Origin of the sequence: Lactobacillus gasseri ATCC 33323 = JCM 1131 (assembly GCF_000014425.1) — a bacterium.
Taxonomy (GTDB): Bacteria; Bacillota; Bacilli; order Lactobacillales; family Lactobacillaceae; genus Lactobacillus; species Lactobacillus gasseri.
Genome location: NC_008530.1, coordinates 1,229,908 through 1,254,800 on the forward strand (window position 1 = coordinate 1,229,908; position 24,893 = coordinate 1,254,800).

Consider the following 24,893-nt stretch of genomic DNA (forward strand, 5'->3'; position numbering starts at 1 on the left):
CGTTTAGTGAACGAGTAACCCGCGCTGCACTGGGCGAAATATGCAACTTGAGATGCACGAATGTTGAACTTATTTCTCATATTTTACTCCAAAAAATTATTATTTTTTATGGAGGATTTTTTTATGTCAAGATATACTGGTCCAAGTTGGAAACGTTCAAGACGCTTAGGTATCTCACTTTCAGGTACTGGTAAGGAAATTAGCCGTCGTAACTACGCACCTGGTGATCATGGTCCTAACAACCGTGCTAAGGTTTCTGAATATGGTCAACAATTAAAGGAAAAGCAAAAGTTACGTTGGATGTTTGGTTTAAATGAACGTCAATTCCAAAACTTATTCATCCGTGCTGGCAAGATTCGTGAAGGTAAGCACGGTGTTAACTTTATGGCTTTACTTGAAAGACGTTTAGACAACATCGTTTACCGTTTAGGTTTAGCTTCAACTAGAGAACAAGCTAGACAACTTGTTAACCACGGTCACATCTTAGTAGATGGCAAGCGTGTTGACATTCCTTCATACGAAGTTAAAGTTGGTCAAGAAATCAGCTTAAGAGATAAGTCAAAGAACTTGCAACAAGTTAAGGACGCTTTAGATGCAGTTGTATCACGTCCACCATTTGTTTCATTTGACGACAGCAAGATGACTGGTACTTTAGTTCGTCTTCCAGAACGTGACGAAATGGAACCAGAAGTTGATGAAGCTCTTATCGTTGAATGGTACAACAAGAAGCTTTAATATTTACTGCTTCATTACAAAAAGTCTTTCCAATTGTGGGAAGACTTTTTTGTTTTCTCCTCTTCTACTTTGCTACACTAAGAATAAAGCTTTTAACCAGAAAAAGGAAAACAAAATTATGACTAAAGATTTAAATACACGACTAGAAAATGCTGCTAAGGGGATTACTCCTCAAACTCGTCCAGATGAGCGAAGAAGATATTTAGGCTCTTTACGAGAACGAGTTTTAGTACGAATGACTGTAGAAGAAACAAATAACCAAGCATTAGATACCCTATTTTTAAAACACATTAATGATTTCAAGGGTTATACCATTTTAATCAATGGGAAAATGCCTCAAAACAATTTTATTAACAAACTAATGGGTTTATGTTCACAGCAAGATATAAAATTCACCTTAATAAATGATGATACAGCAAAAGATGAGCCAAACGCTACTGGTGTTTTAGTAGTTTCAAAAACCGCTATTAATCATTACCGGATCGAGATTAATCAAGTTTATGCTCCAGAAGCTCCTCATGAACAACTTTCTGAGCCGAAAAAAGAAAGTTTCTGGAATAGATTATTTAGAAAAAAGGATTAAAAATGAAACCTCTTGCTTATCGTATGCGCCCTAAGAATCTAGATGAAGTTGTTGGACAAGAACATTTAGTAGGAAATAAAAAAATAATTAGAAGAATGGTTGAGGCTAAGCTATTATCTTCAATGATCCTTTATGGTCCACCAGGCATTGGAAAAACTAGTATTGCCAGTGCCATTGCTGGTTCTACCAAATATGCTTTTAGAAAGCTTAACGCAGCAACAGATACGAAAAAAGATCTTCAAATTGTTGCTGAAGAAGGAAAAATGAGTGGCACAGTTATCCTTCTTTTAGACGAAATTCATCGACTGGATAAGACCAAGCAAGATTTTCTTCTTCCACTTTTAGAATCAGGTAATATTATTTTAATTGGAGCAACAACAGAGAATCCATATATATCCATCTCCCCTGCTATTCGATCTAGATGTCAGATTTTTGAATTGCATCGACTTAAAAGTACCGATATCTCGAAGGCAATCGATCGTGCGCTGACCGATTCTGAAAATGGCTTAGGAAAGTACAATGTTGAACTAACAAAAGATGCTCGTAATCTATTAATAGATAAAGGAAATGGCGACTTAAGATGCACTCTTAATGCGTTAGAATTAGCAGTTTTATCAACTGATCAAGAGAAAAAATCTAAATCTCATAAAGATAAACTGATTATTGATAAAGCAGAAATGCAAGATTCCATTCAATTTAAGTCCCAAAATTACGATTCAAGTGGTGATGGCCATTATGATCTACTATCTGCATTTCAAAAATCAATTCGTGGCTCTGATACTGATGCTGCCCTCTATTATTTAGGTAATCTTTGTGAATCAGGTGATTTAGTAGCAATTTGTAGGCGTTTATTAGTAATTGCATATGAAGATATCGGCCTCGCCAATCCTCCAGCATGCAGCCGCGTCGTTAATGCAGTTCAAGCTGCACAAATGGTTGGTCTACCGGAAGCACGTATTATTTTATCGAATGCGGTTATTGAACTTTGCTTATCTCCTAAAAGTAATAGTGCAATTGTTGCAATTGATTCTGCAATAAGTGACATTCAAAATAAGCAAAATTATTCTATACCTGATAGTTTAAAAGATGCACATTATAAAGGAGCACAAAACTTAAATCATGGGGTTTCATATATTTATCCACATGATTACCAAGGAGATTGGGTTGCTCAACAATATCTACCTAATAATTTGAAAAATGTATCTTATTTTAAACCTAAGGGTAATTCAAAAATAGAAGACGCGCTAAAAAAACAGTATCTTCGTCTTAAAAAGATGCAACATGATGGCCTACAAAAGTAAATTCAATTTATTGACATTAACTGTATCTTTGCTAGAATATAGTTGATCTGAGTTGATCAACCTAATTACAAAGTTGACCGATCAAACTAAAGACGTTGGAATTTATGAATAACATCTGAATCGGAATACTAGTCTGATCTAGGATCCATATTCACTGCGACATAGATTCAAATATTGAACACTGCGGGTTCAACAAGCGTCATTACGTTGCAGTCAACTCAGATTCCATTGAAATTCAAGGAAGCGGCGCAAGCCGCTTTTTTTATTAAGTGAGGATTACATAAGTGGTATTAAAAGTCTTAATGCTAATTTTTATATTATTAGTATTTATTACAGCTTGGTATTTAATTAGAAGTAAAAATAAGGGACAATTTATCATTTTTACTTTTATTGGAAATAGAAAAATCAACACCTTATTTTCAGTAACAAGTTTGGTTTTGGTTTTAACTGGGATTGTCGGAATTATTATCTTGTTTACATTACCCAAAATATTTAATTTCATCACCTTGATCATTGCTGCAATGGCTATTTCAATTTTCTCTTTCACCTTTATGAATTTAAATGAATAGTTTTATTACTCTATTTAAATCAAATTTTGGTAAAATATTGGTGGAGAGGTGATCAACATGTTAAAACAATATCAACATATCCAAGTTGCCGTAGATGGTTCTAAAGAAGCTGACGTTGCATTTAGCAAAGCTGTTGAAGTAGCAAAAAGAAATGGTGCTACTCTTGAAATTCTTCACGTAGTAGATACTCGTGCCTTTCAAGATGTTTCCAGCTTTGATTCTGCAATGGTTGAACAAGTATCTGAAGAGGCAAAAACTAAAATCGAAGAATATTATAACCGTGCAAAGGATGCCGGTGTTAAAAATGTTCATTACTCAATCGAATTTGGTTCTCCAAAGAACATCATTGCTCATGAATTTCCTGAAGAACATAATATTGATTTAATTATTCTAGGTGCCACTGGTTTAAACGCTGTTGAAAGACTTTTAATTGGTAGTATTACAGAATACGTTACTCGGACTGCAGCTTGCGATGTTCTAGTAATCCGTCAACCGGCCGCACAAAATGAAGATATTAAGAAAAATCAAGAAAACTAACGGTACCAAAAAAAGACCTTGTCAATTTATGACAAGGTCTTTTTTTATTTAAAAATCTCCTGCAGTACTAAAGATATAATCTTTATGGTGCCATTTCATTGATAAAATGAGCCCAATGCCAATCATATTACCCAACAAGGCAGATCCCCCTTGAGAAACAAACGGAAGCGGGATACCAGTTAAAGGCAATAGATCAATTCCCATTCCAACATTTTCAAAAACGTGGAATAAGATCATCATAATAATTCCAGTAGAAATGTATGAATAAAATGCATTTCTTGTTTCAAAGGTAATTTTAACCATTTGAAAAATTAGATAGAAATAAATTAAGATCAAAGCACAGCATCCGACAAATCCTAATGATTCACCAATTACTGAGAAAACCATATCTGATGTTCTAACTGGAACATAGACACTTACCTTTCCAAAACCATGACCCCAAATTTGACCGGATCCAATTGCCTTCATACTCTGCCATAATTGATAGGCACCTGATGAAGTATCCTGAGAGGGATTAAGCCAAGAGTTAATTCTTTGAAATTGATAGGCTCTAAAATTAAACGCACTTCCTAAAAATGCCTGTCCCCCAGGTGTAGTAACCAAAAGAATAGCTGCTGCTCCAATAATAAACACTAATCCATAGACTGGTATAATTATTTTCCAACTTATTCCTGAAACTAAAATCACTCCACCAACAATTGCAAAAAACACAAGCATAGTACCAAAGTCATTCTGCAACTTTAGTAAAACCGCAACAGGAATTAACCAAGCAAATATTTTTCCAATTAAGACACAATCAGTTTTAAAAGTATGGGCGTATTGCTCATTATGTCGCTCTACTACTCTGGCTAGCATCAAAATAAAAGCCGGTTTCATTACTTCGGATGGCTGAAAAGTTAATGGTCCAAGTTTAAACCAACTCTTTGCACCAGTATCTTGAAACACCTGCTTGTTATATAAAAACAGCACAGCAATTAATAAAAAGATACCTATGCCATAAGCTATCGGTGCAATTTTAAAAAGCTGCTCTGCATCAAATTGCATCACAAAAATTACTAATCCAATTGAAACTAAATACCATACAGCTTGAATTAAAACGGCTTTTTTGGGGCTTCCCATCTTAGGATCATTTACTGTTGCTACCCAAATGCCATACAGACTGATGACTGCCAATAAAAAGACTGGAACTACAACACCCCATGCGATGCGATCATACCAATCTGCTTTATTTTCAACTTTTGTCATTGTATATCCCTACTTTGTTTATTTTTCATGCAAAGTAAAGTATGAAAGCAATTCATTAATGGCACTTTCTAAAGTCTTAGAGTAAAGGCTATGGTTAGTTTTAGAAGATACTACATGATAGCGTTCTTCTTCTTGCTCAATAATTCCAATAGAACGCTTACCTGGAATAATAACTTCCCATGTAGGCATAGGAGTGCCCTTTCTTTCATTAACTTCAATATCAATACTTTCCAATTTTCTAGACATATATATTCTCCTACTTTTTATTCGAATGAAACGCCTGCGCAATAATTTCATCTTCATATCGTTCTGGATGCGGATTACGGCGCAGGGTAAAATAATCCGGCACTGGATCTACTCCTCCCTTAATAAAAGGATTACAGCGTATTATTCGCGATATTCCCATTATTAAGCCTAAAATTGCCCCATGCTTTTTTAAAGCATCAATCATGTAAGTTGAACATGTAGGATAATATCTGCATGTTGGGGGCAAAACTGGAGAAATAAACTTTTTATAAACATTTACCAACCCAATTAACAATTTATTCATTTTAACTTAAAAACTCAAAAAAATGAACCCATGTACTAGGAAAGAAGATTGCAAAAGGATTACCGCTTGCAACGCCGCATCCAATAAATGCTCCTAAGAGCATTGTCACAAACAAATACAAAAGTATCTTTCCCACTTTTTTTAAATGTTTATTTACTAATGAAAAATCAAAACTTTCTCTATTCATAATTAGTGTCTCTGGTGATTTTCAATATTTTTAAGTAATACACCGGTACCTTTTGCTACAGCCTCCAGTGGGTCATCAGCTTTCAAAACAGGGACTTGAAGATAATAAGTAATTAATTTATCAATATTTTTAAGCAAAGCTCCACCACCAGTTAGCATGATGCCACGATCAATAATATCCGCTGATAATTCTGGTGGAGTTTGTTCCAAAACTTCTTTTGTTGCGGCAACGATTGACATTAATCCATCTTCAAGGGCTTTTTGCACTTCTAATTCATTGATTGCTACCTGTTTTGGTAAACCATCAACCATATCACGACCTCGTACAGTCATTGTCTTAGTTGGATCAGCTTCAAAAGCAGTTCCCAACTGAATCTTAATTTGCTCAGCAGTATGTTGACCAACCAAAAGATTCTTGCTTCTCTTAATATAACTTGCAATAGCCTGATTCATTTTATCTCCAGCCCAGCGAAGTGAGCGAGAAGTTACAATTTCTCCCATTGACAAAACAGCAATATCTGTCGTACCACCACCAATATCAATAACCATATTTCCTTGAGGTTTAAAAATATCTAGGCCAGCACCAACAGCTGCTACTTTTGGCTCAAAATCCAAATATACACGTCCACCGCCAGACTTTTCAGCTGCTTGAATAATTGCCTTTTGCTCAATTGAAGTAACCCCTGTAGGAGCACAAATCAAAATATTTGGTTTAGACATAAAACCTTTTACATTTAGTTTTTCAATAAAGTAGCTAAGCATTTCTTCTGTAATATCAAAATCAGCAATAACACCATTCTTCAACGGTCTAATGACTCTAATATTACCTGGCGTACGTCCTACCATCTTATATGCCTCAGTACCGACTGCGACAACTTTATCTTTATCTGTATCAACAGCAACCACGGAAGGCTCATTCAAAACAATTCCTTTGCCGGATACATTTATTAGAACATTTGCGGTTCCTAAATCAATTCCTATATCTCTTGCCACGCTAGTGCCTCCAGTATTTAATCATTAAAAATTGTAACATAAATACTGCTTTACTTTAAGAACAAGTATAAAGAACTGCCATTCTAAACAATTTCTTATGAAAATCCTTAAAAAAGCATCTTTAAAGCAAGTGATTGATCTACTAAGGCTAAAATAAATTGCCCTACTAAAAAACCTAATGCAATAGAAACAAAAAGTAAAAAGACTTGAATTTCAAAAGTATGACCTTTTTTGAATAATTGAGCAACTCTCAATCCTTTTACAGCTTTGAAAGAAAATGCAATAGTTACCAAATATGTAATTAGACTGACAACAGCGTGAACTCCAACTTGTTTTATCATATGATTTTCTCCATAAAAAAAGACGAACAAGATGTTCGTCTTTTTCCTCTATTATTTGCCGTAATTTTCACGTACATGCAATCTATTAACTGCACGACGCAAAGCAATCTCAGCTTCTAACATTTCTCTTTCGTTATGTTTCTCTTTAGCTTCTTGCATGTGTTGTTCTGCACGCTTCTTAGCTGATTGCGCACGTTCAACGTCAATGTTGCGCGCACGTTCTGCACTATCTGCTATAATAGTTGCTTCATTATTTGAAAATTCAATGTAGCCACCATTAACAGCAATATGATCAACGCGATCATTCATTTCATGCGTTCTTTTTACTCGAACTTCACCAATAGCTAAAGGAGTAACGATTGGAAGGTGATCATACATAATCGTACGTTCACCGTCAATTGCTCTCATTGCTACCATAGTCGCATTATGAGAATAGACAATTCCATCTGGTGTTACAACGCTAACTTTTAAAATCTTTTCTGGATCTGCCATAACGCATCACCTTACTTTGCTTCTAGCATTGCTTTTGCTTCAGGATTTTTAGGAGTAACTCCCATCTTTTCAGCCTTCTTGACAACGTCTTCAATAGGACCAACGTTACGGAAAGCATCTTCTGGAAGATCATCTAACTTACCATCAATGATCATCTTGAATCCTTTAATTGTCTCTTTAATTGGAACATAAGATCCTGGAAGACCAGTAAATTGTTCAGCAACAAAGAAGTTTTGTGAAAGGAAGAATTGAATCTTTCTTGCACGTTCAACAATTAATTTCTCATCGTCTGATAATTCATCCATACCCAAAACGGAAATAATATCTTGCAATTCTTGATAACGTTGCAAAATATGCTGAACTTGAACGGCAACTTGATAGTGTTCCTCACCAACAACTTCTGGATCCAATGCACTAGAAGTTGATTCAAGTGGGTCAACAGCTGGATATATACCTTGTTCAACCAAACGACGCTCTAGGTTAGTAGTAGCATCCAAGTGAGCAAATGTAGTTGCTGGAGCTGGGTCAGTATAGTCATCAGCTGGAACATAAACAGCTTGAATTGAAGTGATAGAACCCTTCTTAGTTGAAGTAATACGTTCTTGCAACTGACCCATTTCAGTTGCTAAAGTTGGCTGATAACCAACGGCACTTGGCATACGACCAAGAAGAGCTGAAACTTCAGAACCAGCCTGAGTGAAACGGAAGATATTATCAATAAACAATAATACGTCCAAACCTTCAACATCACGGAAATATTCCGCAATGGTCAAACCAGTTAATGCAACACGCATTCTGGCACCAGGTGGCTCGTTCATCTGACCAAAGACCATGGCAGTCTTTGATAGAACTCCAGATGCCTTCATTTCAAAGTAAAGGTCATTACCTTCACGTGTTCTTTCACCAACACCAGTAAATACGGAAATACCACCGTGTTCTTGGGCAATGTTATGAATTAACTCTTGAATAATGGTTGTCTTACCAACACCGGCACCACCGAATAGACCAACTTTACCACCACGAACATATGGTTCAAGTAAATCAATAACTTTAATACCAGTTTCAAGAATTTCTTCACTCGTACTTAATTCATCGTACTTAGGTGCTTCTTTATGAATACCTTCACGTTTTACATCTTTACCTAAAGCAGGACCACCATCAATTGGATCACCTAATACGTTAAAGACACGTCCTAAAGTATCTTTACCAACAGGAACAGAAATTGGAGCACCAGTGTCTTCAACTTCCATTCCACGTCTCAAACCGTCGGTAGATTCCATTGAGATAGTTCTTAAAACACCATCACCAAGTTCTAGTGTAACTTCAAGAACAAGAGTATCACCATTGTTATTTGTGACACGTAAGGCGTTATTAATATCAGGCAAATCTTTATCTAGTGGAAATTCCACATCAACGACAGGTCCAATAACTTGGACAATTTCGCCTTTACCCAAAACATCTACCTCCTTTTCTATTTTATTCTAAGGCATTTGCTCCACCGATAATTTCAGTAATTTCGGTAGTAATCTGTGCCTGTCTTGCTCGGTTCAATTTTGTCTTCAACCCAGATACAACATCATCAGCATTTTTAGATGCACTCTGCATTGCAGTCATAGAACTGGCATGTTCTGCAGTTTTAGCATCCAAAATAGCACCGAAAATCATTGATTTAGAAAACTGAGGTAAAACTGTTTTTAATACTGAATCAATATCTGGTTCAATAATGTAATCCTTTGGCATTGTATCTTTATGATTAATATCAATGTCAGATATTGGAAGCATACTTTCTACTCTAAAAGCAGAAGTCAATGTATTTACGTGGTGCGTATAACAAACGAAAAGTTCATCGTAAACGCCATTTAAATACAATTTAACAGCAGTTTGAATAATGTCTCTTACTTCATTGTAAGTTGGAACATCACTTACGCCACTATATTCATACACAACATTTAAATTTTGTTTCTTAAAGAATTGTGCTGCTACACTACCTACTGCCAAAATTTTAACGTCTTTATTCTGAGCGTCAGCATCTTTAAAAATACTCATCATATTCTTAATAACTTGACTGTTATAAGAACCAACTAACCCTCTATCACCACTAATTACTAAGTAACCAGTGGATTTAATTTTTTTACGAGGCTGAACTAAAGACGCAAGAGTACCTAAATCAAAGAAGTTACTATAATCTATGCTGGCAGAGCCACCAAATTCATTATATTCTTTAGTTTCCTTACCTAATTGCTTCACAATTTGTGAACTCATCAAGTGAGAAACTGTTGCTCTAACCTTATCGTTATAAATAGTATATTCTTGATCCAGCTTTTCAGTTCTATTCAGTTTAACACCAGAAACCATTCTCATAGCTTCAGTGATCTGACCTGTCTTCTGGATTGAAGCAATCTTTTTTTTCAGTTCAAGGAGAGATTCTGCCAATGAAAAAACCTCCTCTTCTATTTCTTACTGATTGAAAAACCTTCGTTGAAGTTCTTTAAAGCTTCGTTAAGCTTAGCTTCCTCAGGTAAATCTCCCGTTGTACGGATTACATCAAGTAAGTCATTATAGTTACTTGCAAAGTAATCATATAATTCAAGTTCATAACGTTGAATATCCGGTACAGGGATAGCATCCAAAAAGCCATGTGTTAAAGCATAAAGAATCAATACTTCATCTTCAACAGGAAGTGGCTTATGAAGTGGTTGCTTCAAAACTTCAACAGTACGACGTCCACGGTTTAACTTAGCTTGAGTAGCTTGGTCAAGATCACTACCAAATTGAGCGAAACTTTCAAGTTCTCTATATGAAGCTAGGTCAACACGCAACGTACCTGCTACTTTCTTCATAGCCTTGATCTGTGCACTACCACCAACACGAGAAACAGATTCACCAGCGTTAATGGCAGGACGAGTACCAGCGAAGAACAAGTCGGCTTCCAAGAAAATCTGTCCATCAGTAATGGAAATAACGTTAGTTGGAATATATGCCGAAATATCTCCAGCTTGAGTTTGAATAAATGGTAACGCAGTCATTGAACCGCCACCAAGCTTCTTATTCAACTTAGCACTACGTTCTAGCAAGCGAGAGTGCAAGTAGAATACGTCACCTGGATAAGCTTCACGACCAGGCGGACGACGAAGAAGTAAGGAAATTTCACGGTAAGCAACGGCTTGTTTACTCAAGTCATCAAATACGATTAATACATCCTTACCATTGTACATAAACTCTTCACCCATAGCAGTACCTGCATATGGAGCGATGTAAAGCATTGGTGCTGGCTCACTAGGTCCAGCTTCTACTACGATTGTGTAGTCCATAGCACCAAATCGTTTTAAGGTTTCAACAGAATTCTTAACTGTTGATTCCTTTTGACCAATGGCAACGTAAATACAAATGACATCTTGGCCTTTTTGATTAATGATAGTATCCAAAGCAAGAGCAGTTTTACCTGTCTTACGGTCACCAATGATCAATTCACGCTGTCCTCGACCAATTGGAACTAAAGCATCGATAGCTTTAATACCAGTTTGTAAAGGTTGGTTAACGGATTGTCTATCCATAACACCAGGAGCTTTACTTTCGATAGGTCTAGTTTTATCAGTCTTAATCTCACCTAAACCATCTACTGGTTGTCCTAATGGGTTCACAACACGACCAATTAATTGATCGCCAACAGGAACTTCCATAATTCGACCAGTACGCTTAACTTGGTCGCCTTCACGAATATCATCAAAGCGACCTAAGATGATGATACCAACATCATTAGCTTCTAGGTTTTGCGCAATACCGTATGAACCGTTAGAAAATTGTAACAATTCACTTGATAATACGTTATTTAGACCGTGAGCACGGGCGATACCGTCACCGACGTAGGTAACAGTACCAACTTCGTTGACGTTGAGCTTATCATCATATTTCTCAAGTTGTTGCTTGATCAAAGCGCTAATTTCTTCCGCTTTAATGCTCAATGGTTTCACCTCTTTTATCTATTTTCAATTAATTGCTCACGAATTTGTTGCAATCTAGTTCTTATCGAACCATCAATAATACGATCCCCGACTTTGAGGATTATACCTCCTAAGATACTGGAATCCACTTCATTTGTCAGAATCAATTTCTTAAAGCCATACTTCTTAGCATAAGCTTGACTAATACGATTTAATTCGTCCTCATCAAGATTAATAGCACTCACTGCTGTACCAGAAGCAATATTTTTATCTTCATCATAGAGCGCATCAAAGGCTTTAATGATTTCAGTCAAGGCATTGAATCTTCCATATTCTAAAAGAAATTCTAAAAAATTCTTTGTCTCAGAAGAAAATTCGCCACTAAAACTTGATAAAAATTCTTCTTTTTGATTCTTTCGAATAATTGGATCGCTTAACAAGCGTAGCATATCAGGATTCTCTTTAGCTACTTGAAGCAACACATTCATATCTTCGTGTACTTCATCAAGCTTTTTAGCATCCTGTGCATAAGCAAACAAAGCTTTACTGTATCTGGAAGCAATTTCTTCTCTACTTAAAGCCATTAGTCATTCAGCCCCTTGATAAATTGATCTACCAAGTCCTTCTGATCTGCAGCAGATAAACTCTTACTAATTACTTTTTCAGCAATTGCGACAGAAATATCTGCTACTTGATCACGAGCCTCGTTTAAAGCATCTGTTTTTGCTTGCGCAGCATCTTTAGATGCTCTTTCTCTAATTGCGGCAGCTTCTTGATCAGCTTGACTAATAATACTACTCTTAGTCTTTTCCGCATTTCTCTTTGCAGTAGAAAGAATTTGTGTTGCCTCTTGTTTAGAGTCTTTCAAGGCTGCTTCACGTTGATTAGCAAGAAGAGCTGCCTTTTTACGGTCACTTTCTGCTTGATCAAGATCGCTGATCACCTTTTGACGACGCTTCTCCATCATCTTTGTTACTGGACCCCAAGCAAAGTGCTTAACCAAAAGGAGCAGAGCTGCAAAGATTAAAAGATAGTAAAGCGTATCTCCTAACTCTAATTTTAAGGCTGCAAACATAAATTGCATGTCTCAACCCTTCTTTCTCGTAATTACGATCTTATCTCTAAAACGCAAATTACAGGAAGAGAATCAAGAAACCAATAACGATAGCCAAAATAGGAACGGCTTCGATCAAACCAACACCGATAAACATAGTTGATCTTAAGTTGTTAGCAGATTCTGGTTGTCTTGCGATACCTTCAATAGTTTTTGAAATAACTTTTCCGTTACCCCAGGAAGCAGCTAAAGCAGCTAAACCGGCGGCAATTGCGGCAGCTAAATATTTCATAGAAAAAACCTCCGTAAAATTATTCTTCAGTAACCTTCTTACCAATGTACACCATTGATAAAGTTACGAATACATATGCCTGGATAGAGCCAATAAAGACAGAGAAGCCTTGCCAGATTAAAGTTAGTGGAACCGAAGCGATGACGGTAAACCAACCCGCACTCTTTGCAAAACGTCCACCGATTAAAGTTAGTAAAACTTCACCGGCATAAATATTACCGTAAAGACGTAGTGATAACGTCAAGAAATTAGTGAATTCCTCAATAATATTGATTGGAAGTAAAAATCCAACTGGTTTTGCATAATTTGCAAAATAACCTTTAGCACCAAACTTCTGAACACCAAAGTTATAAGATAATAACAATGTCATCATTGCCATAGTCATTGTAATCAATGGGTTAGCAGTTGGTGATTTGACAAGGATATGGTCATTAATTGAAAACTCAAAGAACAAACCTAACTGGTTCATAAAGAAAATGAACATAAATAGGGTAAAGGCATAAAGAGATAGATGTTTTTGTGCATCTACATCAGCAACATTATCTTTAACAATCCCATTTGTAAAATCAATTAGATATTCTAATAAATTTTGCTTTTTATTAGGTTTTAAAGAAATATTGCGTCCTAAATACCAAACAAGAAAGAAAACCGCAATTGCGACTAACGTTCCCCCTAAGCAGTTAGTTACATTGAAATTCAAGCCGAATACATTAACGACTACAGATTTCTCATTCACTTCGTGACCTCCCTTCTTGTGCTGAATACCTCAAACACACTAAAAATGATAACACCCAAAAATTTCAATTTCAAAAGATTTTTGAGTAAAATTACTTAGTTCCGAACAATCTATCTCCTGCATCCCCTAGACCTGGGTAGATGTAACCGTTATCCATTAATTTTTCATCTTCTTCTGCTGCATAGATATCAACATCAGGATTTGCTTCTTGAACAGCCTTTACACCTTCAGGAGCTGCAACTAAAACAGCTAAGCGAATGTTTTTAGCACCACGCTTCTTTAATGCTCCAATAGCCATGTTTGCTGATCCACCGGTAGCAAGCATTGGATCAACAATAATACATTCACGTTCTTCAATATCTGGTGGCATCTTGAAGAAATATTCATGTGGCTTTAAAGTCTCTTCATCACGATACATGCCAATATGTCCGACTTTAGCAGATGGGATCATTTGAAGAACACCATCGACCATTCCAAGACCAGCACGCAGAATTGGCACAATAACCAATTTTTTACCTGCTAATTCTTTTTGAGTTGACTTTCCAATTGGAGTTTCAATCTCAACATTCTTCAATGGCAAATCACGTGTCATTTCATACACCATGAGTCCACCAATTTCACCAACAATTTGACGAAATTCGTTCGTACCTGTATCTTTCTTACGGATGATTGTCAACTTATGTTGGATCAACGGGTGATTCAAAACGGTAAACTTACCCATAATGGCCTCCTATTTTAAAAATAATACTTCGTTCATTATTTTAACAAATTATTAGATAAATGTTTCTTAAATCGTACGAAAAAAGGCATGTTTTTCTACATGCCTTTTATTTTAATGAAAATGATGTCCAGCAGCTGCTTTGTTTAAACGATTCATATAAGCAGGACTAATTGTTCCATGATCAAAACCTTGCACATAAATGCGCTTAATATTATTTTCACTATCAAAATACCTAAGAGCACCGAATAGGTTGTGTGCTGCCTTATCAATCGTTGTACCTAAGCTATATTTATTAGAGCTATTAATTTTATCAAGTACTTCATCTAAAGCGGCCACTCCAGTTTCCTTGTCCCATTTAATCTTTGAAAAATCTTCTTCTTTATCAACGATGAAGACTGGAGCACTAGGAGCATAATGACGATATTTCATACCTGGAGCCTTTGGTACACCCTTAGTTTGAGTCGTACCCTTATTCATCAATACTTCTTCTCCAAGCACTTTTGAAATTTCTTCAGGAGTAATTTCTCCAGGACGAAGAACAGTAGGCGTTTCTACTGATAAATCAACAATTGTTGACTCTAACCCAATTTCTGTTGGTCCATTATCAATAATTCCAGCAATCTTTCCCTTTAGGTCATGATAAACATGGCCAGCTGTGGTTGGGCTTGGCTTAGTTGAAGTATTAGCAGACGGACCTACAATTGGCTTACCTAGCTCGCTAATCAAGTCATGAGTCAGTTCATCATCTGGACAACGGAAAGCAGCAGTTGGGAGTCCCCCTGTTACAGCATCAGGTAAAGTACCTTCTTTAACGAAAAGAATAATTGTTAATGGACCAGGCCAAAAATGCTTAATTAATTTTTTTGCTCGCTCTGGTACTTCATTAACATAATTTTCCATCATTTTTTCATCAGAAACAGTGACAATCAATGGATTATCACTTGGACGTCCTTTAGCTGCATATACTCCTTTAACAGCTTTTTCATTAGTTGCTAAAGCACCAAGACCGTACACAGTTTCAGTTGGAAAGGCTACCAATTCACCTTTCTTCAAGAGTTCAACTGCTTCAGGAATTTGTTTTTTACTGAAAATCTTAGTTTCCATTATTTCTTCCACCTTCCATGAACCATTCTTGGCTTACCTGCTAAGTCATTTTTAAACTCAATTTCAAAATCTGGTAATTCCGCTTCAAATAAGTCCTTTAATTGATCTTTTTCGCTAAAGCCAAATTCCAGGAAAAATTGCCCATGAGAATACAAATGCGAACGAATTTGCTTAGCAAATTTCCGATAAAAATCCAAACCATCTTCTCCACCATATAATGCAGTATCTGGTTCATTTTTTATTACATTTGCATCCATCAAATCTTTTTCGCTAGTTTTGATATAAGGTGGGTTAGAAATAATGGTATCAAACTTTTCTAAACCTACTAAAACATTAGCTTTACGCGTTCTAACATCTAAATCATATTTTAAAAAGTTCTCTTCGCTTTCACGTAAAGCAGCATCAGTAATATCGCTAGCATATAGAATTAAATTTTCAATTTTTCGATCTTGAGCCTGCTTCACTAAAGCAACCATAATTGCTCCAGAGCCAGTACCTAAATCAAGAATTTTTTCACCAGATTTAATATTTTCAAGAGCCCACTTAACAAGTTCTTCAGTTTCAAATCTAGGTATTAAAACACCGCGATTAACCAAAATTTTATAACCGTAAAACCAAGCATATCCCAAAATATATTGTGGAGATATCCCTCTACATAATTTCTTCATATCTTTTAATGCTTGTTTTTCTTGAGCTAGACTTAATTCATCATCTATATGTAGTAGAAATTCTGAAGGCGTATAGCCTAATCTTTCGCCCAGTACATAGTCAATATCATCTGAACGAATTTCAGGACTATCTTTTAACACAGCTTCCTTGATCTGCTTTAAACTTTTAGGCATTTTCTTCAGCCATCTTTTCTAGTTGTTGGGTTTGGTAGTAAAGAACTAAGGCATTAATAATCTCATCTAGTTCGCCGTTCATTACTCGATCAAGCTTGTTCAAAGTTAAGCCAATTCGGTGATCAGTTACACGATTTTGAGGATAATTATATGTTCTAATTCTTTCTGAACGGTCCCCAGTACCGACTGCATCTTTTCTTTTAGCATCGTACTTATCACGATTTTGACTTTCGTAATAATCATAAACACGCGATTTTAAAATTTGCATTGCTTTTTCACGGTTTTGTTGTTGACTACGTTGATCTTGCATAGCAACCACAATTCCAGTTGGAAGGTGAGTCATACGAACAGCACTAGAAGTTTTGTTAATGTGCTGACCACCGGCACCAGATGAACGATAAACATCCACACGAATATCTTTAGGGTCTAAATCAATATCTACTTGTTCATATTCTGGCATAACTGCAACTGTCGCAGTTGAAGTGTGAACACGACCTTGAGATTCAGTTACAGGTACACGTTGAACACGGTGAGCACCATTTTCATACTTTAATTTTGAGTAAACTTTATCGCCGGTAATCATAACGGCAACACGCTTATAGCCCCCTACTTCAGTTGGCTCTGAGTCAATTAAAGATACTTTCCAGCCTTGAGTCTCAGCATATTTTTCATACATTCTGAGTAAATCACCAGCAAATAAGGATGCTTCATCCCCACCAGCAGCTCCTCTAATTTCCATAATGATATCTTTATCATCATTGGGATCCTTAGGAAGCATCAAAATTTTAATTTCATCTTCTAATTTAGCAACTTCTTTTTCTAATTCAGAATTTTCTTCCTTAGCCATTTCAACCAAATCATCATCAGACTCACTTGAAATGATTTCTTTATTATCATCAATTTCCTTTATATCAGACTTGTACTTTCGATACTTTTGTACTACTTCACGCATATCAGCTTCTTCTTTAGAAATCTCCATATAGCGCTTAGTATCATTAATAACTTCCGGATCGGCCATCATTTCTTGAAGTTCTTCATAATGGGCAACTAATCCTTCCAACTGAGCCATTACTTTATCCATTTTTATTATCCTTCCTTACTTTTATCTTTGTTTATCGGGATGAAAATAGTGAAAACGACACACGGGATAATAAGACTCATCTCCGCCAATTTGAACTTGTTCACCCTCATAAACAGGTTTTCCAGAATTAATTCGCAAATTCATTGTAGCCTTATGACCGCAGTAGTGACAAATGGTCTTCATTTCTTCTATTTTATCAGCAAAAATCAATAAGTTTTCACTACCTTCGAATAAATGATTCTGAAAATCATTCTTTAGGCCAAATGCCATCACAGGAATCTTTAATTCGTCAACAATCCTTGCACATTCTAAAACATGATGTTTCTTTAAAAACTGTGCCTCGTCAATTAAAACACAAGCCACAGTCCCATTACCAGACTCAACATCATTCTTATTCATTTCTGAAACGTAGTTAAACAAATTCAAATCTTCACTAATCGGCTCAGCCTTACGGTGAAGGCCAATTCTAGAAGCAACTGTCCCCACACCACTCCTATCATCTACACTACTCGTCATTAAGGCAATTTTTCGACCTTGTGCCTCATAATTATGGGCAACCTTTAGTATTTCAATTGACTTACCACTACTCATTGCACCATAGCGAAAAAACAATTGCGCCACTGCAAAATTCCTCCATTATTAAGTTTATGTACTTTCACTAGTATTATCCTAATTAGTATAAAGTAAATTTAAAAATCTTGCAGGTAAAAATAAAAAGGTCGTTTTCATTTTACTGATATGCTATAGTAAAATTTAGTTTTAAAGTGAGGGATAAGAATATGAATTTAAAATCAGGCATCGCTAAGGTAGCCGGTAAATCTTCTTACTGGTTTCTTCATAATGTATTAAAGGGCGGGACGAGTTTTCCTGGAAAATTTGCCATGAAAATTGATCCTGAAGTATTAAATTCATTAGCAAAAGGCTATGAAACAATCATTGTTACTGGAACTAACGGTAAAACAATGACAACTGCTTTAATTGTAGAAGCATTAAAGAAAAAATATGGTGATATTTTAACTAATCCATCTGGCTCGAATATGCAACAAGGAATTGTAACAGCATTTCTAGCTCATAAAAATAAGAAAGCCAAAAAGAAAATTGCTGTACTAGAAGTTGACGAAGCAAACGTCAAAATGGTAACTAAATTACTTCATCCTAGCGTATTCGTTTTAACAAATATTTTTCGTGATCAAATGGATCGTTATGGTGAAATTTATACTACTTACCAAAAAATTGTTGACGGAATTAAATTAGCCCCAAATGCTACAATTATTGCTAATGGGGACGCAAGTATTTTCTCCTCAGTTGAGCTTCCAAATAAAAAAGTATTTTATGGCTTTAAGCTACCAGATGATAAAGCTGAAAATGATTTTAAAGCTCCAGTAAATACTGATGGTGTATTATGTCCAAAATGTGACCATATCTTACATTATCATGAACGAGTTTATGCAAATTTAGGAGATTTCTTCTGCCCTAATTGCGGTTATCATAGACCTGAATTAACTTACAGCGTAGATCAAATTATTGATCAAACTCCAAATAGCTTAAAATTCAAAATGGGTGAAAAAGAATACAGTATTGGTATTGGGGGCACATATAATATCTACAATGCTTTAGCAGCTTATTCTGTTGCACGTGAATTTGGTTTAAGCGAGGAAGAAGTTGCACAAAGTTTTGCTGAAAATAAGCGAATTTTTGGTCGTCAAGAATTAATCAATTATGCAGGCAAAGAAATCGATTTAATTTTAGTCAAAAATCCTGTTGGTCTTGATGAAGTCCTTCATATGCTCAACACTGAGAAAGATAGCTACTCTCTAGTTACTCTTTTAAATGCAAATCATGCAGATGGAATTGATACTTCTTGGATTTGGGACGCAGACTATGAAGGCCTCAACAAAGATAAAATTAAAAAAGTATTAGTTGGTGGAAGACGTTGGCATGACATGGGCTTTAGATTAGAAGTTTCTGGATTTGATCCAGGCCTAATGACTACAGTTACTAATAATGATGCTTTATTAGACGAAATTTCAAAATTACCAACTAAAAAAGTATATATCCTTGCTACCTACACTGCTATGCTTTCACTTCGTAAAACTATGGGTGAAAAGAAGATTATTAAAGCAGGTATGTAACATAAAAGACCACTGTCGCTTATGACAGTGGCCTTTTTTAGCCTTTATAAATATTTTCTTTTAGAAAAGTATCAACTATTTTTTCTCTCATCGCTAGAAAGACATGATTATGTCCACTAGGATGAATTCGATTAGTTAAAACAACCATCGCAGTTTGATTAAGGCGATCAATTAAGATAAAAGTACCAGTAAAACCTGTGTGATAAATAAGTGGATGCTGATCAACTGGATCAAAGCGTAAATCCCATCCCCAAGAACGAGGATGTACGTTTTTAGGTGTTTCAATTTGAAATAAGTTAGCTAATGTATCCTGCTTTAAAGGTAGAATATCATGACGTAGTCCTAAATAAGCCTGCGTCATTTTTATTAGATCTTCTAAGTTTGAAAATAAGCCAGCTGACCCACAATCCTTACCCAGTACACGTGCTTTAGGATCATGTACAATTCCTTGCAGTAACTCACCTTGTTCAGTATAAGCAGTAGGCACACAATCAGATGCTTTTGGATGAAACGTTGTTTCCTTCAACTTAGCTGGTAAAATAATCTCCTGCATAATTACATCTTGGACAGGTAAACCATATATTTTTTCAAGTACCAATCCCAATAAAATAAAATTGGTATCTGCATACCGCATTTTTGTTTCAAATTCATCAGTAACTGGTAAGCCGATAATTGCTTTTAGTAAATCAGGAGCTGCTAGTTCATCTCGATTAGGAATCCAACCACGAATTCCACTAGTATGCGTCAATAAATGACTAAGGCGAATACGATCATCTTTAAATTCAGGAATAAACTCTTGAAGTGGCTCAGTAAAATTAAGTTTACCCTCTTCTTTTAATTTTAAAAAAACATTAGTAGTCCCTAACACCTTAGTTAAACTTGCTAAATCATAAAGTGCAAATGGACTAAGTTGTTCAATCTCAGGCATCAAACTAGCAAAACCTACTGTTGATGTAAACACCTGTTTTTTCTTAATAAATGCGTAGTTTACCCCTGGTACAATGCGTTCACTAACCATACTTTCAATTAAATGCTGAGTTTTAAAAAATTCTATCATCCTACCACCTGGATTATAAAATAAAACCGCCAGATCAACGATCTGACGGTAACATATTGAGATATTCGGGCTCGAACCGAAACATCCAGGAACCAGAATCCTGTGCCTTACCAATTTGGCTATATCTCAGTATTATCACCCGTACGAGAATTGAACTCGTAACTCCACCTTGAGAGGGTGGCGTCTTAACCATTTGACCAACGGGCAAATTCAACATATGTAAATATAATTGAATATCGTAATTCTGTCAAGTTTCGTAATCATTTTTCTTAAAAAGTGTTTTAAATGAAAAAAGCTGCATCACGTCTTACTCACCATGATGCAGCTTTTCAATTATATCACTTATTATTCTACTTTATGACATAGTTTTACTACTTTTCTCAATCTCTTTAATTCGATTAATGTCCATTTTCAGTAGATTTTGTTTTAGTTCTAGCCACTGTTTACTTAAATTTCTACTTTTTTTCCTTGCTTCTGTTTCTGAATAAGTAACTAATTTCTCTAAGTTAGAAAAGTTCTGAATTAACTGATGCGCTTGATTTTGAGCCAATTTAAAATCAATTTTTACATCTTTTGCATCTTCACTAACTTGCAAAATTGCACGAACCTGTGGTTGACAAAAATCTTGTAAAACACTGGCAATTTCTTGCAATTTTTCAACACCACTTCTATCAAAATGCAATAAATCCTTCTGTTCATCCTTTTCCACTAGATCAATTGCAGCTTCATTTCTAAAATAAAGCTCCTGAGCAAAATCGTGAATATCTTTTTCTATCGCTAAGAAATTCTTGTTCATTCTTAATTACACTTTCTTTTGCTTATTTTCTTTACTCAGCTTAAACATAATCCAATCACACAGCAAAATCAAAATTCCAAGGCTAAAAGTGAAATAAAATGCCGCCATACTTCCCTGAGCAGTTAAACTAGCGTAATTTGCAGAATGCTTATTCTGAAAAATAGCTATAATTGCTGCTAAAATTGCTGTACCCATTGAACCAGCCAATTGTTGCGCTGTTTGACAAACAGCAGTGGCATCTGATTTAAGGTCATTATCTACTATTTTTAAACTTTGAGCCATTGTATTACTGAATGACATTCGATGTCCTAACATCAAAATTCCATAAAAGCAGATAATCATCCAGGTATTTAAGTTTAATCCCCAATTAGCCAATAAGAAGCTCCCTAATGCCATTAAAAATGCTCCACTATATAATGGCACTGTAGCACCTAAGCGATCATATAAGCGGCCAAAATATGGGTTTAAAAGTCCAGCAATAATACTTCCTGGGAGCAAAACCAAACCACCAGTTAACGACGTTTGCTTGTTAACTATTTGAATATAATTGGGTAATACAAAACTTACACCAATATTGATAAATTGAAGTAAAAAGTATGCAAATGCCCCAAAAACAAAAGCTTTATCCTCAAAAACCTGCAAGTCAAGTAGTTTTCGAGTAGATTTTTTGGAAATTATCACAAATGAAATGAATAAAAGGACCGTTAAGATTAATAGTCCCCAAAGACGCCAATTTTGTAATCCTTTACTTAATTGATTTACGCCAATAACTAAGCTTACCAAGCTCAAACTTAAAAATATGTAAGCCAGCCAGTTAAATGACTTTTTTGAATGGGGTGATAACTTCCAATTACAATAATACCGGCAATAAAGACAAATAGAGCAAAGATTGCAGCAATAATGAAAATCCAACGCCAATTAAGATAATACGAAACACTGCCTCCAAATGCAGGACCTAAAGTCGGGGCCATCGCAATTACTAAACCAGCAATTCCCATGTAAAATCCCCAGCGTTGTCTAGGCATTACTTCTACGATCAAATTAAACATCATCGGAGTACACAAACCTACTCCCAATGCCGAAATTAATCTTCCCAAAAGCAAAATATAAAAACTTGATGCAAAAGCAGAGATCATACTTCCAGCTATAAAGGCAACTGCAGCTGAAATGAACAATTGTCTTGCTGTAAATCGTTCATTTTGATAAGAAGAGCTAATCATAATAATCGCAATCATCAGCAAATAGCCAGTTGTAATCCATTGAATAGTGTCCAATGAAACTTGGAATTGCTTCATCATAGCAGGAAAAGTTACATTTAAACTAGTTTCAGTTAAAATTCCAACAAAAGACATGAATGCTGTTGCCAAAACTGCAAGTGTATTTTTAGTTTGTACTTTCATTTTTTCTCCAATAAAAAAGAGTGGAGGCTCTCGACCTCTACCCTTTCTTTAACTATTAATTATAGTTAATTATAGTTATATTAATCCGCATACTATCAAAATATACTAAGTAGATTTATTTTAAACGTTTAGTCAAATCATCATGTAAGTCTTCATAACCAGGCTTGTTCAAAAGACCAAACATGTTTCTCTTGTAACTTTCAACACCTGGTTGGTTAAATGGGTTAATACCGTTCAAGTAACCTGAAATACCTACAGCTAATTCGAACCAGTAAATTAAGTAACCTAAAGTGTGAGCTGATTGATTTTCAATATCAACAGTCATAACTGGTACTCCACCATCAGTATGAGCTAAAACTACACCTTCATATGCACGATCGTTTACGTAGTTCATCGTCTTACCTGATAAGAAGTTTAATTGATCTAAGTTTTCTTTATCGTCTGGAATAGTAACATCATGTTCTGGACTTTCAACACGAATAACAGTTTCCATTAAATTACGACGACCTTCTTGGATGTATTGACCAAGTGAGTGAAGATCAGTGGTGAAGTTAGCACTAGATGGGTAAATACCCTTTTGATCTTTACCTTCAGATTCACCCATTAATTGCTTCCACCATTCACCAAACATTCTTAATGATGGTTCATAGTTTTCAAGTAATTCAGTAGTATAGCCCTTACGATAAAGAATGTTACGAAGAGCAGCATATTGATATGGATTATCCTTTGATACATCTGGATCAGTGTATGCAGCACGTGCATCTGCAGCACCCTTCATCATTGCATCAATATCTCCACCAGCTACAGCAATTGGGAGCAAACCAACAGCTGATAATACTGAGAAACGACCACCAATATCATCTGGAACTACGAATTCTTCGTAACCTTCTGCATCAGCTTCAGTCTTTAATGCACCCTTAGCGCGGTCAGTAGTTGCATAAATTCTCTTAGCAGCTTCTTCTTTACCATACTTCTTGATTAACTTATCCTTCAAGACACGGAAAGCAATTGAAGGTTCAGTAGTAGTACCAGACTTAGAAATAATATTAATTGAAAAGTCCTTATCTCCTAACCATTCAAGTAAGTCATAGAGGTATGAACCTGAAAGAGAGTTACCACAAAATACAACAGTTGGGTACTTTTCTTTTTCTCTACCATAAAAAGAACTGTTTAAAAATTCAATTGAAGCTTGGGCACCAAGGTAAGAACCACCGATACCAATACCAACTAAAACTTCAGAATCATTTTGAATCTTCTTAGCTGCTTTTTTAATACGGTCAAATTCGTCTTTATCGTAATTAATTGGTAAATCAATCCAACCACGGAAGTCACTACCTGCGCCAGTACCTTCGCGTAATTCTTGATCTGCAGCAGTTACCATTGCTTGCATTTCCTTTAATTCATTTTCATGAACAAACGGAGTTAATTTACTTGCATCAAAGTGAACAACTTTACTCATTATTTAAACTTCCTTTTTTGTAACTTTTTCACGTACAAACCTTATTTTAGCAGTTACTTCTTCATAAAACTAGAGTTTTTGTTATAAGAATCGATAAATAATTCGATATATTATAAAACCAATTATCGTACCGCAAACATTGAAAAAGACATCGTCTATATCACTTACACCAGTTTCAAGAATAAATTGTAATCCCTCAATACAAACTGAAAGACAGCCACCGAAAAAAATCGTTAAAAGCATGCTTTTTTTCTGGATAATTTTTGGAAATAATAAACCGAATGGAATGAACCATAGAATATTTCCAAGTGAATTATAGAAGAAATCCAGCATACTCTGTCCCTGAGTTAACTTAAGCGTTTCTTTCATAAATACTAGATTAATATCACCTAAATTGCGATGGAAATTAAAAGTTAACTGCCATGGAAAATATGTGTCTCTAAATACCGTAAGCATCAATAATAAAATGACATAAAAACTAAAAAGCCAAACGCATGCTTCTGATTTCAAAGTCCTTCGATGTCTTATAAATAAGAGCCAACATAAACGAATAATTGCAAAGATAATAAAATAAAAAATTGTCTTATCTAAGCTATACAAAATTAACTTAATTAGGGCAAAATGATTAATATGTGCTGCATAATGATGATAGATATATTCATATAAGGGTTGTAAAAAAAGCATAACCTAACCGACTCCGTAATTTTGGCTTAATTATAACGTAAAGCTCTCCATGAAAGACATTT

29 protein-coding genes, 2 tRNA genes and 1 pseudogene are annotated in these 24,893 nt (G+C 35.4%); 6 read left to right on the plus strand and 26 right to left on the minus strand.

The window, feature by feature from the left end:
• Positions 1-123: 123 nt before the first annotated feature.
• From rpsD to LGAS_RS06045, 5 genes are all read left to right on the plus strand, one after another.
• Complete coding sequence (rpsD, locus tag LGAS_RS06025) at positions 124-735, plus strand: 30S ribosomal protein S4 (protein WP_003647084.1); 612 nt, start codon at positions 124-126, stop codon at positions 733-735.
• 118 nt (positions 736-853) lie between these two features.
• Positions 854-1,318, plus strand: coding sequence for a YueI family protein (locus tag LGAS_RS06030; RefSeq protein ID WP_003654343.1), 465 nt, complete (start codon positions 854-856; stop codon positions 1,316-1,318).
• A 2-nt stretch (positions 1,319-1,320) separates the two neighbouring features.
• Positions 1,321-2,619 (plus strand): replication-associated recombination protein A, encoded by a 1,299-nt coding sequence (locus tag LGAS_RS06035; RefSeq protein ID WP_003647082.1) that lies wholly within the window; start codon positions 1,321-1,323, stop codon positions 2,617-2,619.
• 284 nt (positions 2,620-2,903) lie between these two features.
• Positions 2,904-3,188 carry a hypothetical protein gene (locus LGAS_RS06040; RefSeq protein ID WP_003647081.1) on the plus strand — a complete coding sequence of 95 codons (285 nt, stop codon included), beginning with the start codon at positions 2,904-2,906 and terminating at the stop codon, positions 3,186-3,188.
• A gap of 57 nt (positions 3,189-3,245) precedes the next feature.
• A complete protein-coding gene (locus LGAS_RS06045) occupies positions 3,246-3,725 on the plus strand; it encodes a universal stress protein (protein WP_003647080.1) in 480 nt (159 codons plus the stop codon).
• A 48-nt stretch (positions 3,726-3,773) separates the two neighbouring features.
• Here the strand turns inward: LGAS_RS06045 and LGAS_RS06050 are convergent, their stop codons facing one another.
• The 19 genes from LGAS_RS06050 to LGAS_RS06140 form a co-directional block, all read right to left on the minus strand.
• Positions 3,774-4,970, minus strand: a complete 1,197-nt coding sequence (locus tag LGAS_RS06050) for an FtsW/RodA/SpoVE family cell cycle protein (protein ID WP_003647079.1) — start codon at positions 4,968-4,970, stop codon at positions 3,774-3,776.
• An 18-nt stretch (positions 4,971-4,988) separates the two neighbouring features.
• Positions 4,989-5,216, minus strand: coding sequence for a DUF2969 domain-containing protein (locus tag LGAS_RS06055; protein WP_003647078.1), 228 nt, complete (start codon positions 5,214-5,216; stop codon positions 4,989-4,991).
• 10 nt (positions 5,217-5,226) lie between these two features.
• Positions 5,227-5,520 (minus strand): membrane protein insertion efficiency factor YidD, encoded by a 294-nt coding sequence (yidD, locus tag LGAS_RS06060; protein WP_003652083.1) that lies wholly within the window; start codon positions 5,518-5,520, stop codon positions 5,227-5,229.
• Between the two features lies 1 nt (position 5,521).
• Positions 5,522-5,707: a DNA-directed RNA polymerase subunit beta gene (locus LGAS_RS06065; protein WP_003647076.1), complete on the minus strand. Its 186-nt coding sequence runs from the start codon at positions 5,705-5,707 to the stop codon at positions 5,522-5,524.
• 2 nt (positions 5,708-5,709) lie between these two features.
• The gene (gene mreB, locus LGAS_RS06070; RefSeq protein WP_003647075.1) at positions 5,710-6,699 is read right to left on the minus strand and encodes a rod shape-determining protein; all 990 of its coding nucleotides are present in this window, start codon (positions 6,697-6,699) and stop codon (positions 5,710-5,712) included.
• Between the two features lie 107 nt (positions 6,700-6,806).
• Positions 6,807-7,040: a DUF1146 domain-containing protein gene (locus LGAS_RS06075; protein ID WP_003647074.1), complete on the minus strand. Its 234-nt coding sequence runs from the start codon at positions 7,038-7,040 to the stop codon at positions 6,807-6,809.
• A 51-nt stretch (positions 7,041-7,091) separates the two neighbouring features.
• Positions 7,092-7,532 carry a F0F1 ATP synthase subunit epsilon gene (locus tag LGAS_RS06080; RefSeq protein WP_003647073.1) on the minus strand — a complete coding sequence of 147 codons (441 nt, stop codon included), beginning with the start codon at positions 7,530-7,532 and terminating at the stop codon, positions 7,092-7,094.
• Between the two features lie 11 nt (positions 7,533-7,543).
• Positions 7,544-8,986: a F0F1 ATP synthase subunit beta gene (gene atpD / locus LGAS_RS06085; RefSeq protein WP_003647072.1), complete on the minus strand. Its 1,443-nt coding sequence runs from the start codon at positions 8,984-8,986 to the stop codon at positions 7,544-7,546.
• Between the two features lie 22 nt (positions 8,987-9,008).
• The gene (locus tag LGAS_RS06090; RefSeq protein ID WP_003647071.1) at positions 9,009-9,965 is read right to left on the minus strand and encodes a F0F1 ATP synthase subunit gamma; all 957 of its coding nucleotides are present in this window, start codon (positions 9,963-9,965) and stop codon (positions 9,009-9,011) included.
• Between the two features lie 17 nt (positions 9,966-9,982).
• Positions 9,983-11,494, minus strand: a complete 1,512-nt coding sequence (atpA, locus tag LGAS_RS06095; RefSeq protein WP_003647070.1) for a F0F1 ATP synthase subunit alpha — start codon at positions 11,492-11,494, stop codon at positions 9,983-9,985.
• A 14-nt stretch (positions 11,495-11,508) separates the two neighbouring features.
• On the minus strand, positions 11,509-12,057 hold the full coding sequence (locus LGAS_RS06100; protein ID WP_003647069.1) for a F0F1 ATP synthase subunit delta: 549 nt from the start codon (positions 12,055-12,057) through the stop codon (positions 11,509-11,511).
• Positions 12,057-12,557 carry a F0F1 ATP synthase subunit B gene (atpF, locus tag LGAS_RS06105; protein WP_003647068.1) on the minus strand — a complete coding sequence of 167 codons (501 nt, stop codon included), beginning with the start codon at positions 12,555-12,557 and terminating at the stop codon, positions 12,057-12,059. Before atpF ends, LGAS_RS06100 begins: the two co-directional genes overlap by 1 nt.
• Before the next feature lie 49 nt (positions 12,558-12,606).
• Complete coding sequence (gene atpE, locus LGAS_RS06110; RefSeq protein WP_003648563.1) at positions 12,607-12,819, minus strand: F0F1 ATP synthase subunit C; 213 nt, start codon at positions 12,817-12,819, stop codon at positions 12,607-12,609.
• Positions 12,820-12,838: 19 nt separating this feature from the next.
• Positions 12,839-13,555: a F0F1 ATP synthase subunit A gene (gene atpB, locus LGAS_RS06115; RefSeq protein ID WP_003652077.1), complete on the minus strand. Its 717-nt coding sequence runs from the start codon at positions 13,553-13,555 to the stop codon at positions 12,839-12,841.
• A gap of 91 nt (positions 13,556-13,646) precedes the next feature.
• On the minus strand, positions 13,647-14,276 hold the full coding sequence (upp, locus tag LGAS_RS06120; protein WP_011678916.1) for a uracil phosphoribosyltransferase: 630 nt from the start codon (positions 14,274-14,276) through the stop codon (positions 13,647-13,649).
• A 111-nt stretch (positions 14,277-14,387) separates the two neighbouring features.
• On the minus strand, positions 14,388-15,380 hold the full coding sequence (locus tag LGAS_RS06125; RefSeq protein WP_003652075.1) for an L-threonylcarbamoyladenylate synthase: 993 nt from the start codon (positions 15,378-15,380) through the stop codon (positions 14,388-14,390).
• Positions 15,380-16,222 (minus strand): peptide chain release factor N(5)-glutamine methyltransferase, encoded by an 843-nt coding sequence (gene prmC / locus LGAS_RS06130; protein ID WP_003647064.1) that lies wholly within the window; start codon positions 16,220-16,222, stop codon positions 15,380-15,382. Before prmC ends, LGAS_RS06125 begins: the two co-directional genes overlap by 1 nt.
• Positions 16,215-17,303, minus strand: coding sequence for a peptide chain release factor 1 (gene prfA / locus LGAS_RS06135; protein WP_003647063.1), 1,089 nt, complete (start codon positions 17,301-17,303; stop codon positions 16,215-16,217). The genes prmC and prfA overlap by 8 nt, the downstream gene beginning before the upstream one ends.
• Positions 17,304-17,324: 21 nt before the next feature.
• On the minus strand, positions 17,325-17,924 hold the full coding sequence (locus LGAS_RS06140; RefSeq protein WP_003647062.1) for a thymidine kinase: 600 nt from the start codon (positions 17,922-17,924) through the stop codon (positions 17,325-17,327).
• 158 nt (positions 17,925-18,082) lie between these two features.
• Here LGAS_RS06140 and LGAS_RS06145 point away from each other — a divergent pair, with 158 nt between their 5' ends.
• Entirely contained in the window at positions 18,083-19,435 is a 1,353-nt protein-coding gene (locus LGAS_RS06145; RefSeq protein ID WP_003652070.1) for a Mur ligase family protein, read from the plus strand.
• Between the two features lie 37 nt (positions 19,436-19,472).
• On the opposite strand, the gene LGAS_RS06150 is transcribed toward LGAS_RS06145, so the two are convergent.
• From LGAS_RS06150 to LGAS_RS06180, 7 genes and pseudogenes are all read right to left on the minus strand, one after another.
• Positions 19,473-20,492 (minus strand): serine hydrolase domain-containing protein, encoded by a 1,020-nt coding sequence (locus LGAS_RS06150; RefSeq protein WP_003652068.1) that lies wholly within the window; start codon positions 20,490-20,492, stop codon positions 19,473-19,475.
• Positions 20,493-20,548: 56 nt separating this feature from the next.
• Positions 20,549-20,621 (minus strand) — tRNA-Gln (locus LGAS_RS06155).
• Positions 20,622-20,627: 6 nt separating this feature from the next.
• A tRNA-Glu gene (locus LGAS_RS06160) sits at positions 20,628-20,699 on the minus strand.
• 148 nt (positions 20,700-20,847) lie between these two features.
• On the minus strand, positions 20,848-21,288 hold the full coding sequence (locus LGAS_RS06165) for a hypothetical protein (protein WP_003647060.1): 441 nt from the start codon (positions 21,286-21,288) through the stop codon (positions 20,848-20,850).
• A gap of 6 nt (positions 21,289-21,294) precedes the next feature.
• Positions 21,295-22,688: pseudogene (locus tag LGAS_RS06170) on the minus strand (DHA2 family efflux MFS transporter permease subunit).
• A 115-nt stretch (positions 22,689-22,803) separates the two neighbouring features.
• Entirely contained in the window at positions 22,804-24,147 is a 1,344-nt protein-coding gene (locus LGAS_RS06175; protein WP_003647059.1) for a glucose-6-phosphate isomerase, read from the minus strand.
• An 81-nt stretch (positions 24,148-24,228) separates the two neighbouring features.
• On the minus strand, positions 24,229-24,831 hold the full coding sequence (locus LGAS_RS06180) for a VanZ family protein (RefSeq protein WP_003647058.1): 603 nt from the start codon (positions 24,829-24,831) through the stop codon (positions 24,229-24,231).
• Between the last annotated feature and the right edge of the window lie 62 nt (positions 24,832-24,893).

Coding starts and splice junctions, on each gene's coding strand:
- LGAS_RS06150 (WP_003652068.1), bottom strand. CDS start 20,492: ATGATAGAATTTTTTAAAACTCAGCATTTAATTGAAAGTATGGTTAGT.
- LGAS_RS06075 (WP_003647074.1), bottom strand. CDS start 7,040: ATGATAAAACAAGTTGGAGTTCACGCTGTTGTCAGTCTAATTACATAT.
- LGAS_RS06145 (WP_003652070.1), top strand. CDS start 18,083: ATGAATTTAAAATCAGGCATCGCTAAGGTAGCCGGTAAATCTTCTTAC.
- LGAS_RS06050 (WP_003647079.1), bottom strand. CDS start 4,970: ATGACAAAAGTTGAAAATAAAGCAGATTGGTATGATCGCATCGCATGG.
- upp (WP_011678916.1), bottom strand. CDS start 14,276: ATGGGTAAGTTTACCGTTTTGAATCACCCGTTGATCCAACATAAGTTG.
- LGAS_RS06175 (WP_003647059.1), bottom strand. CDS start 24,147: ATGAGTAAAGTTGTTCACTTTGATGCAAGTAAATTAACTCCGTTTGTT.
- LGAS_RS06100 (WP_003647069.1), bottom strand. CDS start 12,057: ATGGCTTTAAGTAGAGAAGAAATTGCTTCCAGATACAGTAAAGCTTTG.
- LGAS_RS06035 (WP_003647082.1), top strand. CDS start 1,321: ATGAAACCTCTTGCTTATCGTATGCGCCCTAAGAATCTAGATGAAGTT.
- LGAS_RS06180 (WP_003647058.1), bottom strand. CDS start 24,831: ATGCTTTTTTTACAACCCTTATATGAATATATCTATCATCATTATGCA.
- LGAS_RS06055 (WP_003647078.1), bottom strand. CDS start 5,216: ATGTCTAGAAAATTGGAAAGTATTGATATTGAAGTTAATGAAAGAAAG.
- LGAS_RS06165 (WP_003647060.1), bottom strand. CDS start 21,288: ATGAACAAGAATTTCTTAGCGATAGAAAAAGATATTCACGATTTTGCT.
- LGAS_RS06080 (WP_003647073.1), bottom strand. CDS start 7,532: ATGGCAGATCCAGAAAAGATTTTAAAAGTTAGCGTTGTAACACCAGAT.
- LGAS_RS06045 (WP_003647080.1), top strand. CDS start 3,246: ATGTTAAAACAATATCAACATATCCAAGTTGCCGTAGATGGTTCTAAA.
- atpE (WP_003648563.1), bottom strand. CDS start 12,819: ATGAAATATTTAGCTGCCGCAATTGCCGCCGGTTTAGCTGCTTTAGCT.
- yidD (WP_003652083.1), bottom strand. CDS start 5,520: ATGAATAAATTGTTAATTGGGTTGGTAAATGTTTATAAAAAGTTTATT.
- LGAS_RS06125 (WP_003652075.1), bottom strand. CDS start 15,380: ATGGAAACTAAGATTTTCAGTAAAAAACAAATTCCTGAAGCAGTTGAA.
- prfA (WP_003647063.1), bottom strand. CDS start 17,303: ATGGATAAAGTAATGGCTCAGTTGGAAGGATTAGTTGCCCATTATGAA.
- LGAS_RS06030 (WP_003654343.1), top strand. CDS start 854: ATGACTAAAGATTTAAATACACGACTAGAAAATGCTGCTAAGGGGATT.
- atpF (WP_003647068.1), bottom strand. CDS start 12,557: ATGCAATTTATGTTTGCAGCCTTAAAATTAGAGTTAGGAGATACGCTT.
- LGAS_RS06065 (WP_003647076.1), bottom strand. CDS start 5,707: ATGAATAGAGAAAGTTTTGATTTTTCATTAGTAAATAAACATTTAAAA.
- rpsD (WP_003647084.1), top strand. CDS start 124: ATGTCAAGATATACTGGTCCAAGTTGGAAACGTTCAAGACGCTTAGGT.
- prmC (WP_003647064.1), bottom strand. CDS start 16,222: ATGCCTAAAAGTTTAAAGCAGATCAAGGAAGCTGTGTTAAAAGATAGT.